This window comes from Desulfovibrio sp. SGI.102 (genome assembly GCF_050314315.1).
Taxonomy (GTDB): domain Bacteria; phylum Desulfobacterota; class Desulfovibrionia; order Desulfovibrionales; family Desulfovibrionaceae; genus Desulfovibrio.
On the sequence record NZ_JBNPNC010000065.1, the window covers coordinates 1 to 11,783 of the forward strand.

Sequence of the window (11,783 nt, forward strand, 5' to 3'; positions counted from 1 at the left end):
TTCCTCATTGTAAGTGAAGAGATTATAACATATTTTTGAATTTGACGACACTATCTAGAACGAAGAGAAAGCCCGCAGGCCGCCGGCGTCACACCGTCGACCGGCGGGCAGGGCGTCCGGCCATACGGCCGACAGGAACCAGCCAAACGAAAAGGGCGCAGCTCCTTGGAGCCGCGCCCTTCTTTTTATCTTATGCTTTCAGGCAGGTATGCCCGGCAGCGGGGTCCCGGACCTAGGGATGGTTTTCAAACTTGTTCAGCAGGGGTTCCGCGCCGTTGTGGCAGGGGGTGCAGTCCATGACGCCCTTGGCCCAGTTGGCATCGTTGCCCTTGGTCTGATGGCATTCGCCACAGCCGCTCACGGCGGGCTGTACGGCGAAGGTGCCCTTGTAGTTCTTGCCCTGTTCGATCTTGGCGTTGAAGATCTCCACGGCCTTGTAGGCCACGTCGGCGGTCAGACGGCCGCAACGTTCGCTGCGGGCCTTGCTGGTGGCTTCGATCTTGTTGGCGGCACACCATTTGGACACGGAGATGTGGCAGAGCACGGAGCCGGAAGCGTTGTTGGGCAGGTCGCCCTTGACGCCCTGGGCCAGGTCGCCGGGGTTGTAGATGGGCAGTTTGGTCACTTCGTACCAGCGGTACAGCTCGTTGACCATGGGGGTGCGTTCCTTGCGGCCCCAGAACAGGGCATAGGCCGCAGCAGCACCGTACAGGGCGCCGCAGATGGTGCCCCAGTCGGAGATGCCGCCCTTGTTGGCTTCCAGCATGCTGAAGGGGAACTGGTTGTACGGGGCGCCGTATTTTTCGCCCAGCAGACCGATGATGCTGTAGAAGGCACCGTAACCACAGGCGTAGCCCTTGTACCAGTAACCTTCATAGGCCACCTTGGCGCATTCCTTGGGATCCAGCTTGTGGGGCTTCCAGCCGAATTCGCCGTTGACCTGCTCGAAGCGCTTGGCCGGAGCCGCCGCCTGGGCGATGCTGCCGCCGGTACCCACCAGGGCCGCCACGGCCCCGCCCACGGCCAGACCACCGAGGCCACACAGGCAATTGCGTCTGCTGTTGTCCATATATCCTCCTTCTTCGGCGCGTTGCGCCCTTCATGTTAGTCGTTACTTTTTTCACTACATTTTTCCAGCGAGGAAAGCAAGGCCGTATCGCATGGAACAGGGGTACTTTTCCTCCGCTCCGGTCGTGTCCCGCCCCTCGGCAAACGGCCCCGCTCCCCTGCCGGTCATGCCGTCATGAGGCGCTCCCGCCCGCCCCTCCCGGCCTAGGGACAGGGCCTGCCGCCAGTGCCGGGCGTCTGTCCTTTCATGATTGTCCATCCTCCGCGCTTCCCCTTTCCTCCCTGCCCGTATGCCGGGCCCACAGAAAAAAATTTTCATTTGCCACTGGACGAGCACGCAGAAAGACTTACTTAGAGGACGCAAGCGAAAGAGACGCCGCCAAGGCGTTCACCGATACAGTTTTTATTTCTCCGAGGAGGATCCACATATGTCCAAAATCATCGGCATCGACCTTGGGACCACCAACTCCTGTGTCTACGTCATGGAAGGCAAGGACCCCAAGTGCATCACCAATCCTGAGGGCGGCCGCACCACTCCCTCCGTGGTGGCTTTCACCGATAAGGAACGCCTGGTGGGCGAGATCGCCAAACGTCAGGCCGTGACCAACCCCAAGCGCACCATCTTCGCCATCAAGCGTCTGATGGGCCGCAAGTACGCTTCTCCTGAAGTGGACCGCTGGAAGGAGCATTCCCCCTACACCATCACCTCCGCCGCCAACAGCGACGCCGGTGTGGAAGTGGACGGCCGCACCTACACCGCTCCTGAAGTTTCGGCCATGATCCTGGCCAAGCTGAAGGCCGACGCCGAAGCTTACCTGGGCGAACCCGTGACCGAAGCCGTCATCACCGTGCCCGCCTACTTCAACGACGCCCAGCGTCAGGCCACCAAGGACGCCGGCCGCATCGCCGGTCTGGAAGTGAAGCGTATCATCAACGAACCCACGGCCGCCTCCCTGGCCTACGGTTTCGACAAGAAGGCCAACGAAAAGATCGCCGTGTTCGACCTGGGCGGCGGCACCTTCGATATCTCCATCCTGGAAGTGGGCGACAACGTGGTGGAAGTGCTCGCCACCAACGGTGACACCTTCCTGGGCGGCGAAGACTTCGACCAGCGCGTCATCAACTACCTGGTGGAAGAATTCAAGAAGGAAAACGGCATCGACCTGTCCAAGGACAGCATGGCCCTGCAGCGCCTGAAAGAAGCCGCTGAAAAGACCAAGAAGGACCTGTCCACCTCCATGGAAGCGGAAGTGAACCTGCCCTTCATCACCGCCGACCAGACCGGTCCCAAGCACCTGGTGGTCAAGCTCTCCCGCGCCAAACTGGAAGCCCTGGTCAGCGACCTGGTGGACCGCACCATCGCTCCCTGCCAGAAGGCTCTGGCCGACGCCGGTCTTTCCCCCAACCAGATCGACGAAGTCATCCTGGTGGGCGGCATGACCCGTATGCCCCTGGTGCAGAAGAAGGTGGGCGAGTTCTTCGGCAAGGATCCCAACCGTTCCGTGAACCCCGACGAAGTGGTGGCCATGGGCGCCGCCATCCAGGGCGGCATCCTGGCCGGTGACGTGAAGGACGTGCTGCTGCTGGACGTGACGCCCCTGTCCCTGGGTATCGAGACCATGGGCGGCGTGTTCACCAAGCTGATCGACCGCAACACCACCATCCCCACCCGCAAGAGCAACGTGTTCACCACGGCCGCTGACAACCAGCCCTCCGTGTCCATCCACGTGCTGCAGGGCGAACGTCCCATGGCGGCCGACAACATGACCATGGCCCGCTTCGACCTGACCGGCATCCCGCCGGCACCCCGTGGCGTGCCGCAGATCGAAGTGACCTTCGATATCGACGCCAACGGTATCGTCAACGTGTCCGCCAAGGATATGGGCACCGGCAAGGAACAGTCCATCAAGATCCAGTCCTCTTCCGGTCTGTCCGAAGAAGACATCCAGCGCCTGGTGCGTGAAGCTGAAGCCCACGCCAGCGAAGACAAGAAGAAGCAGGAGACCATCGAGGCCCGCAACCACGCCGACAGCCTGATCTACGGCACCGAAAAGTCCCTGAACGATCTGGGCGACAAGGTGGACGCCGCTGTGAAGAGCGACGTGGAAGGCAAGATCGCCGCCCTGCGCAAGACCATGGAAGGCGATGACGCCGCCGCCATCAAGGCTGCCACCGAAGAGCTGGCCAAGGCTTCCCACAAGCTGGCCGAACAGCTCTACCAGCAGCAGGCCCCCAACGGCGGCGCCCAGCAGCCCGGTGCGGGCGCCAACCCCGGCGCCGGTGCCGCCCAGGGCAACAACAACGACGACGTGGTGGACGCCGACTTCACCGAAGTGAAGAAATAATCCCCATACCCTATGCATCTCAGGGACGGCCCTTCGGGGCCGTCCCTTTTTTTATGCCCGCGGCCTCTTTTGTTCCTTGGCCGGGGGTGCTATCCTGGAGGGAACCAAGGAGTGCCTATGCGTACGCATCCCGCTTTTGTCAGGCTCCTGCATGTCCTGGCCCTGATCCTGCTCTCCGGGCTCTTCGTCCTGGGGACAGGCTGTGTGCATGACAATGACCCCTGGTATGACGACCCGCCACCGCCGCGCCATCACCGGCAACCGCCGCCACCGCCGCACAGGGCCCAGCCCAGCAAGCCTGCGCCGCCGCCCCATGTGTCTCCCCGCCCGGACCCCCGCCACGGGGACAACAAGCCCGTCCCGGTCCATGACCGCCGCGACGACAGGCGGGACCATCCCCCGCGCCGCTGATCCCCTTTGCGGAAGCTCCCGGAGCTTCCGCATTTTTCGTCTCCGGCCCCGCACAGGGCATGGAACGGGGATGGCCGCAGCCCCGCATACGGCCTGCAACAGGCCCTGCGCACACCGCCGGCCACTGCCGGGAAACGCTTTGTCGGGACAAGGATATTTCCTGCCATGACGCATCTTTACAAAATTTTTTTTTTGCTGCATAACTTTCTGGATTTGCAGATGGGCCCCCCTTCCGGCACGCCGGAAGACCTCCATATTTGTGCCTCCCACAGGCACAGCCGCGACGCGCTCCGCTCCAATCCAATCCTTGGGCGCGTCGCGTTTTTTTGTCCCTTCCCCCTCCCCGCCTGCCTCTCTCCCGCCCCTTGCGCCACGCCGCAGAGCGGGCTATGATTCCAGACTTGCCCGGGAACGCCGCTCCTGCCCGTCCCGTGCCCGGCAGCATGTCCGTCATGCCGCCTGCCTGAGGCATGCCATCACCGGCCATCCGGTCCCGGCCCGTCCCGCGTCCGGAAACGACGCATCCTTTCAGCCCTGTACTGCCATGAAAAACAGCTGCTCGTCCCGCGTTTTTCTCCCGATCCTGCTGCTCTTGGCTCTGGCGCTCAGCGCCTGCCAGTTCTCTTCCTCCGCTCCCAGCAAGGCTCCGGCTCCCAAGCCCGCCACGCCCACGGGGCCTCACATCGCCCTGGCCCTGCCCAGCAGCGGCCCCTATGCCGGCGTAAGCGCCAAGATCCGCAACGGCGCCGAGATCGCCCTGCGTGAACTCCAGGCCGGCGGTCTGCTGGCCCAGCTGCATATGGTGGATACCAGCAAGCCCGACTGGAACGCCCAGCTTGCCGCCCTGCCCCCCAACTGCGTCATGGTGGGCGGCCCCCTGCAGGCCCCCGTCTTCAAGCAGCTCCAGACGTCCGGCATGCTGGAAAAGCGCGTCTTCTTCGCCTTCATGCCCAGCCTGCTGCCCGGTGACGAAGGCGTGCGGGCCTGGCGCTTCTTCCCCAGCCCCCAGGACCAGATCGACCGTCTGGTGAGCTTCGTCACCGAAGACCTGGGCCTGCGCACCTTTGGCGCCTTCTATCCCACGGACAACTACGGTCCCCGCATGACCGGCCTGCTGGACCAGAAGCTCACCGGCATGGGCATCACCCTGCATTCGGCCAGCTACACGCCCGGTCAGTCCAGCACCTGGAGCGGCCAGGCCGCCACGCTCATCAATCCGACCACCCAGGAGAACATCACCGCGCCCATCCCCCAGACGCAGTTCGAGGCGCTCTTCCTGCCCGACTCCTGGAAGAACATGAACCTGCTGACCACCAGCCTGATGTACAACGGCGAGGACCGCCTCGTGCTGCTGGGCACCACCCTGTGGGAGCAGGGCCTGGACGGCAAGACCGTGGCCGAGCCCGACCGCTATGCCCTGGCCGTCTTCCCCGCCGCCTGGGACGCCACGCAGGCCCCCGCCGCCCTGCGGGCCCCCGGCACCGATTTTTGGGTGGCCCTGGGCTATGACTTCGTGCGCTTTGCCGTGCGCATGGCCTTCGACAGCCGCCCCCCGGCCGCCACGGTCAATGCCCAGGCTGCCAACATGAAGATCCAGTGGGCCATGGCTCCCCTTTCCTGGGACGAAAAAGGCATCACCCACCAGAAACTGCATCTGTTCCAGCCCGGCGCCAACGGTATGGAGCCGCTGGATCTGACCCGCTTCCGCAACATGCGTGAAGCCATCCTGCAGCGTGCCGCCCTGCGCATGCAGGGGCTGCCCACCGTGGACGAGCAGGGCAACTCCCTCATCCCGGGCCTGCCCGGCATGTCGGCCGGCCCTGCCGTGCTCAACACGCCCGCGGCCACGTCCCCGACGCCCGGTGTGGCGCCCCTGTCCACCACGCCCCAGCCGTCGTACAAACTGCGCCTTTCGCCGGCCACCACCGGCACAACCCGTACCGCCCGATAACGGTGCCCCTCAAGGTAGATCCCATGTCCGAAAACAAGAATATCAGCCAGGACGTCGTGGCCCACATGGCCCAACTGTCCCGCCTTGCCGTCAGTGACGAGGAAAAGGCCCTCTTTGCCCGCCAGTTCGGCGACATCCTCGCCTATATGGATGTGCTGGCCCAGGTGGACACCAGCGCCGTGGAACCCCTCTACAGCCCCGTGAGCCATGCCACCCCCATGCGCGACGACCAGCCCGAGCGCAAGCGTCGCCGTGAGGACGTGCTGGGCAACGCTCCCGAACATGATGAAGACTATTTCATCGTGCCGCGCATCGTCTAAAGGAGACGCATCATGAACGAGATCTGCTCGCTGAACCTGACCGCGCTGGCCGATGCCCTGCAAAAGAAAGAGATCGGTGCCGAAGAAGCCACCCGCGCCTGCCTCGACCGCATCGCCGCCACTGAAGAACGCGTGGGCGCCCTGCTCCATGTGGATGCCGAGGGCGCTCTGGCCCGTGCCCGCCGGCTGGACGCCCAGGGCCCCGACGCCTCCCAGCCCCTCTGGGGCGTGCCCGTCACCGTCAAAGACGCCCTGTCCACCCAGGGCATGCCCACCACCGCCGGTTCCCGTATCCTTGAAGGCTACATGCCCGTGTACGACGCCTTTGCCGTGCAGCGCCTGCGTGAGGCCGGTGCCGTGATCCTGGGCAAGAACAACCTCGACGAGTTCGCCATGGGCTCCACCACGGAGAATTCCGCCTACAAGACCACGCACAACCCCTGGGATCTCCAGTGCGTGCCCGGCGGCTCCAGCGGCGGTTCCGCCGCATCCGTGGCCGCCTGCCAGTGCTTCGCCTCCCTGGGCTCCGATACCGGCGGCTCCATCCGCCAGCCCGCCAGCCTGTGCGGCTGCACCGGCATCAAGCCCACCTACGGCCGCGTGTCCCGTTACGGCCTCATCGCCTACGGCTCCTCCCTGGACCAGATCGGTCCCCTGGGCCGCAGCGTGGCCGACTGCGCCCGCGTGCTGGGCGTCATCGCCGGTCATGACCAGCGCGACGCCACCTGCGATCCCCGCCCCGTGGACGACTATGACGCCGCTGCCGCCGCGCCTTCCCTCAAGGGCGCCCGCCTGGGCCTGCCCAAGGAATTCTATGCCGAAGGTCTGGCCCCCGAAGTGCGCGCCGTGTGCGAAAAAGCCATCGAAACGGCCCGCGCCGAAGGTGCCGAGATCGTGGAAGTGAGCCTGCCGCATACCAACGCGGCCATCGCCACCTACTACATCATCGCCATGGCCGAAGCGAGCTCCAACCTGGCCCGCTTCGACGGCGTGCGCTACGGCCATCGTGCCGCCGACGTCAAGCAGCTGGCCGAGCTCTATGTGCGCTCGCGCAGCGAAGGCTTCGGCCAGGAAGTCAAGCGCCGCATCCTGCTGGGCACCTATGTGCTCTCCTCCGGTTACTACGACGCCTACTTCCGCAAGGCCGCCCAGGTCCGCCGCCTCATCCGCGACGAATACCTGGCCGCCCTCGAACAGTGCGACGCCCTGCTGGCCCCCGTCTCCCCCGTCACGGCCTGGGAAATGGGCTGCCACAGCGCCGATCCGCTGCAGATGTACCTCATGGACGCCTACACCCTGTCCCTGAACCTGGCCGGTCTGCCCGGCCTGTCCCTGCCCGTGGGCATGGCCGCCGAAAGCAGGATGCCCGTGGGCATGCAGCTCATCGGCAAGGCCTTTGACGAAGCCGGCCTCTTCCGCCTGGGCGCCGGTCTCGAAGCCGCCCTGCCCGGCATCGGTCTGGCACAGCTGTAGGTCGTAACGTCAGACTCAAAGGGAAAGCTGAGGGGGAGGGACACCTTTTCGGGGAAAAGGTCCTCCCTCCAGCCAGTCTCGATGCCCGTAACTTCCTTCGTCGTAACGGGCCGCCCCTGGTCGGCCTTTCCCCCTCCCTTCCCAAACCTTTTCTTCCGATCTGCATGCAGGTCCCCGTCTTCGGATGCGGGGCCGCCAGACGAGAAGAGCCCGGTCACAAACTGACCGGGCTCTTCTCGTTTAGATATCCTTTTTGCAGGACCAAGGCCGCCCCGCGTCCTCCTGTCCCCTGGAGTGCCAGCCCTCAACTGCCTAAAATGGATAGCATGGCACGCCGTGGAAGAAACACGGCCTGCCCGGTCCCCCACCCTGTCAATGCAAAAGCGCCCGGTCGTTGTGACCGGGCGCTTTTTATGCCTGAGCAAGACCAATCGTGCCGTCCTCCATCCTCTCCGGGGGACTGACCATCTTTTTTTTCCGCCTGTGGCGTTACGCCACCTGCCGGGGACCAGAGCAAAAGTTTTGGGAAGGGAGAGGGGAGCATGAGGGGAGAGGGAGGACCCTTTTCCAAAAGGGTCTCCCTCTCCCCTCAGCAAACGTTTTCTTCAACCATCCTGTCTAGGACTTTTTGAGCATGATATCCAGGATGACCTTGTCGGCCTCCTTCATGCCCGTGGAGCCCAGACGGCCCAGGTTGGCGATGCAGACTTCGATATCGTCATCGGTGATGCCTTCGTTGCCGGGCACCACGGAGCCGTCCAGGGCCAGCATGACGGCCTGGATACCCGCGCCCACGGCGGTGGCCACCTTGAGGGCGCAGCTGCTCTTGGCGCCGTCGCAGATCATGCCCGCCACGTTGCCCACCATGTTGCGGATGGTGCGTTCCATGACCGCCAGATCGCCGTCCAGCAACAGGGCGATACCGCAACCGGCGGCCGTGGCGGCCACCATGGCGCCGCAATGGGCGGACAGGCGACCCAGATGGTGCTTGATGTGGATGGAGGTGAGGTGGCTCATCATCAGGGCGCGGGCCAGATCCTCGTTGCTGCTTTCCTGCCGGATAGCGCAGGCCACCACGGGCATGGTGCAGGTGATGCCCTGATTGCCGCTGCCCGAATTGCTCATGACGGGCATCATGACCCCGGCCATGCGGGCGTCGGCCGCTGCGGCGGTCAGACGGATGGCGAAGGTGGGCAGGTCATCGGAAAGGATGTGCTTGCGCACCCGGGCATCCATGGATTTGCCCACGCCCAGACCGTACTGGCTGGAAAGGCCTTCCTCGGCCACCTGACGGTTCATGCGCGCGGCTTCAAGGATGAAGCTGATCTCTTCCAGCGGCGCGGTAGTGGCGAATTCGTAGACCCGGGCCAGGGTCAGGGGCCAGTCGGCGGGCGCAGCCTCGTTGGCTTCCGCAGGCATATGGTCTTCCACCAGGGCGCCGTCCTGCCAGACACGGGTGATGTTGTCATGGCTGTCACGCAGCTCGACGGCGGCGCTGTGCCCGTCGGCATGGGCCGTGACCAGGCAGTACAGCAGCAGGTCGTTGTCCGGCAGGTGCAGTTCCACGGCGTCGGCGGCCACCATGGCCCGGGCGGCTTCGGCCTGCGCGGGATCGAGCGAGGCCAGGCACTCCAGGCCAAGGGCGCTCTTCCCGCCCAGGGCACCGGCAGCGGCGGCGATGGCCAGGCCCATCTCGCCCGTGCCGGGGACCATGACGCCCATGCCGTTCTTGAGCAGATTGGCGCTGACGGCCACGTCCAGGCGTTCCGGCTTCCGGCCCAGCGCCTCGGCGGCACGGGCCGCGGTCAGCGCCACGGCGATGGGTTCGGTGCAGCCCAGGGCGGGCACCACTTCCTGATGCAGCAGGGCCAGGATGGCCTGCCTGTCGGCAAGAGACAGACTCATGCATTCTCCGGGCCTGAGGCCCACGATGTAGAAGGTTGGAGCAAGGAACGGGAGACAGGCTCCCGGGGATAGCGGGCGGATGCCCTTTTCGGCAACGCCACGACGCGGACAGCGGGGCGCCACTTTCGGCGGACACCCGTTCAGGGATCCCGGCAAGACAGGGGACGCACGGGCAGCCACGAAGGGGAAAGGACTGCCGGAGAGGGCTCAACAAGACGGGAAAGGCCCGGAGACAGGGGCCGGAGCGTACCTGCCGCCGGGCCCCTCCCCGTCAAACGATCGAAACTGAAACGGCTAGACCTTTTCCGCCGGGGCCACGTCCTGCAACGGTCCAAGCTCGCCATTGCGGTTGAACAGGCCTTCCAGCATCAGGGTCAGGGCGCCGTCGCCGGTCACGTTGCAGGCCGTACCGAAGCTGTCCTGCAGGGCAAAGATGGCGATGAGCAGGGCCACACCATTGGGGTCGAAGCCCAGCACGCCGGTCACGATGCCCAGCGAGGCCACCACGGTACCACCGGGCACGCCGGGGGCACCCACGGCAAAGATGCCCAGCAGCACGCAGAAGAGCAGCATGGTGCCCACGGAAGGCAGGGAACCGTACAGCATCAGGCTGATGGTCATGACAAAGAAGGTCTCGGTCAGCACGGAACCGCACAGATGCACGGTGGCGCCCAGGGGCACCATGAATTCCACCATGGTGCGGCTGAGGACGGAGGACTTGCGGGCGCATTCCAGGGCCACGGGCAGGGTGGCGGCGCTGGACATGGTGCCCACGGCGGTCAGATAGGCAGGCGCGTAATGGCGGAAGACCTGCGAGGGATTGCGGCCGGACAGGGCGCCGCCGATGCCGTAGAGCACGGCCAGCCAGATGAAGTGGCCCACGATGACGATGAGCACCATCATGATGAACACGGGCAGGTGGCGGCTGAGGGAGCCCTCATAAGCCAGGCCCAGGAAGGACAGGCCCACGAAGAAAGGCAGGATGGGGATCATGATGCGGTTGACCAGGGCGGTCATGATGCGTTCCATCTCGCAGAAGATCTTGCCCAGGGTCTCGGACTTGGTCCAGACGATGGCCACGCCCATGGTCAAGGCCAGCACCAGGGCGCTCATGACGCTGAACAGCGGCGGGATGTCCAGACGGAAGACCATCTCGGGCAGGGAGCGCAGGGTCTCGGTGCTGGTGGCGATGGAGAGGTTGGGGATGATGCAGTAGCCGGAGATCATGGAGAACAGGGCCGCGCCCAGCGAGGAGACGTAGGCCAGGGCCACGGCCACCAGCAGGATCTTGCTGGCGTTCTGGCCCAGACGCACGATGGCGGGGGTGATGAAGCCCACGATGACCAGGGGCACCAGGAAGAAGATGATCTGGCCGAAGATATGGCGCAGGGAGACCACCACGTCCATGACGTGCTTCAGGGAGCCTTCGGCGTTCTCGCCGATGTACAGACCAAGCAGGGCGCCAATGATGATGCCGCCCAACAGTTTGAGAATAAGGGAAAAATCGCCGACCTTAGCAGCCATCCTGCACCTCCGGGGGGTTAAGATACGCAAACCATAGACACCGTGGCTACCGTAGCGCAGGCCAGAGGCTTTTGCAATGTGCCGTGCCGCATGGCCTGCTTTCCCCGACAAAAAAGGAGGCCTGCAAAGCAGACCTCCTTTGGATTCCTTAACCGGAAAAAGACAGTGCCCTAGCGGGGACGGGGACCGTCAGGCCGATGATCGGGCCGCGGGCCGCCGGGACGCGGGCCGGGGCGGGGACCATCATGGCGCGGGCCGCGACCGTCATGGATGCCGGGGCGCGGGCCGGGACGGTCACCGGGGCGATGATAGCCCGGGCGCGGGCCGTCGGGGCGAGGACCGGGACGGTGGTAACCCGGACGAGGACCGGGGCGGTCACCGGGACGGTGATAGCCGGGACGGGGGCCAGGACGGTCGCCGGGGCGATGGTACCCGGGGCGAGGTCCGGGAGGGGGCCCCTTTTTGTAGTGTCCCTTGGGACGGGGCTTGTCCTTGTACCAGCCTTCATGGCGGCCGTTGTCGTTGCGGGCCACCAGGGTCCCGGGCAATACGCCCATGTGATCCACATGATCCGCGACCACGGGCATCCCGTCAGCGACATGCTGCGCGGCCTGTCCTTCATCCGCAAAAGCGAACGTAGCCATACAGGCCAGGGCCAGGGCCGGCAGCAACAGACGAAAGTTCTTTGCGCTCATGGCAAAACTCCTTGCGAGTCGGGGACTGCCCGTTGCGGGCAGATTTGCCCCACATTTCCCGCATAGCATTCCCGACGGAACGGAGCAAGGC

Annotated in this window: 9 protein-coding genes; 5 read left to right on the forward strand and 4 right to left on the reverse strand. The window is 64.9% G+C overall.

The annotated features are described in order from the left end of the window. Nucleotides 1-232: 232 nt before the first annotated feature. A complete protein-coding gene (locus ACQRCJ_RS10985; protein WP_168936165.1) occupies nucleotides 233-1,069 on the reverse strand; it encodes a split-Soret cytochrome c in 837 nt (278 codons plus the stop codon). Nucleotides 1,070-1,496: 427 nt separating this feature from the next. Here ACQRCJ_RS10985 and dnaK point away from each other — a divergent pair, with 427 nt between their 5' ends. From dnaK to gatA, 5 genes are all read left to right on the forward strand, one after another. Beyond that, complete coding sequence (dnaK, locus tag ACQRCJ_RS10990) at nucleotides 1,497-3,413, forward strand: molecular chaperone DnaK (protein WP_168936166.1); 1,917 nt, start codon at nucleotides 1,497-1,499, stop codon at nucleotides 3,411-3,413. A 117-nt stretch (nucleotides 3,414-3,530) separates the two neighbouring features. After that, nucleotides 3,531-3,824 carry a hypothetical protein gene (locus tag ACQRCJ_RS10995; RefSeq protein WP_303930715.1) on the forward strand — a complete coding sequence of 98 codons (294 nt, stop codon included), beginning with the start codon at nucleotides 3,531-3,533 and terminating at the stop codon, nucleotides 3,822-3,824. A gap of 544 nt (nucleotides 3,825-4,368) precedes the next feature. Continuing rightward, on the forward strand, nucleotides 4,369-5,775 hold the full coding sequence (locus ACQRCJ_RS11000; RefSeq protein ID WP_427799808.1) for a hypothetical protein: 1,407 nt from the start codon (nucleotides 4,369-4,371) through the stop codon (nucleotides 5,773-5,775). 23 nt (nucleotides 5,776-5,798) lie between these two features. Beyond that, nucleotides 5,799-6,095, forward strand: coding sequence for an Asp-tRNA(Asn)/Glu-tRNA(Gln) amidotransferase subunit GatC (gene gatC / locus ACQRCJ_RS11005; protein ID WP_006007921.1), 297 nt, complete (start codon nucleotides 5,799-5,801; stop codon nucleotides 6,093-6,095). Between the two features lie 12 nt (nucleotides 6,096-6,107). Beyond that, nucleotides 6,108-7,568 (forward strand): Asp-tRNA(Asn)/Glu-tRNA(Gln) amidotransferase subunit GatA, encoded by a 1,461-nt coding sequence (gene gatA, locus ACQRCJ_RS11010; protein WP_427799809.1) that lies wholly within the window; start codon nucleotides 6,108-6,110, stop codon nucleotides 7,566-7,568. Nucleotides 7,569-8,186: 618 nt separating this feature from the next. On the opposite strand, the gene ACQRCJ_RS11015 is transcribed toward gatA, so the two are convergent. The 3 genes from ACQRCJ_RS11015 to ACQRCJ_RS11025 form a co-directional block, all read right to left on the reverse strand. Next, nucleotides 8,187-9,473 (reverse strand): serine dehydratase subunit alpha family protein, encoded by a 1,287-nt coding sequence (locus ACQRCJ_RS11015; RefSeq protein WP_427799810.1) that lies wholly within the window; start codon nucleotides 9,471-9,473, stop codon nucleotides 8,187-8,189. Nucleotides 9,474-9,767: 294 nt separating this feature from the next. Next, a complete protein-coding gene (locus ACQRCJ_RS11020; protein WP_204625533.1) occupies nucleotides 9,768-10,997 on the reverse strand; it encodes a dicarboxylate/amino acid:cation symporter in 1,230 nt (409 codons plus the stop codon). A gap of 170 nt (nucleotides 10,998-11,167) precedes the next feature. After that, nucleotides 11,168-11,692 (reverse strand): hypothetical protein, encoded by a 525-nt coding sequence (locus ACQRCJ_RS11025; RefSeq protein ID WP_168936164.1) that lies wholly within the window; start codon nucleotides 11,690-11,692, stop codon nucleotides 11,168-11,170. Between the last annotated feature and the right edge of the window lie 91 nt (nucleotides 11,693-11,783).

Bases quoted from the DNA above. Each gene is read 5' to 3' on its own strand.
- ACQRCJ_RS11015 (WP_427799810.1), bottom strand. From the start codon at position 9,473: ATGAGTCTGTCTCTTGCCGACAGGCAGGCCATCCTGGCCCTGCTGCAT.
- ACQRCJ_RS11000 (WP_427799808.1), top strand. From the start codon at position 4,369: ATGAAAAACAGCTGCTCGTCCCGCGTTTTTCTCCCGATCCTGCTGCTC.
- ACQRCJ_RS11020 (WP_204625533.1), bottom strand. From the start codon at position 10,997: ATGGCTGCTAAGGTCGGCGATTTTTCCCTTATTCTCAAACTGTTGGGC.
- ACQRCJ_RS11025 (WP_168936164.1), bottom strand. From the start codon at position 11,692: ATGAGCGCAAAGAACTTTCGTCTGTTGCTGCCGGCCCTGGCCCTGGCC.
- gatC (WP_006007921.1), top strand. From the start codon at position 5,799: ATGTCCGAAAACAAGAATATCAGCCAGGACGTCGTGGCCCACATGGCC.
- ACQRCJ_RS10985 (WP_168936165.1), bottom strand. From the start codon at position 1,069: ATGGACAACAGCAGACGCAATTGCCTGTGTGGCCTCGGTGGTCTGGCC.
- dnaK (WP_168936166.1), top strand. From the start codon at position 1,497: ATGTCCAAAATCATCGGCATCGACCTTGGGACCACCAACTCCTGTGTC.
- gatA (WP_427799809.1), top strand. From the start codon at position 6,108: ATGAACGAGATCTGCTCGCTGAACCTGACCGCGCTGGCCGATGCCCTG.
- ACQRCJ_RS10995 (WP_303930715.1), top strand. From the start codon at position 3,531: ATGCGTACGCATCCCGCTTTTGTCAGGCTCCTGCATGTCCTGGCCCTG.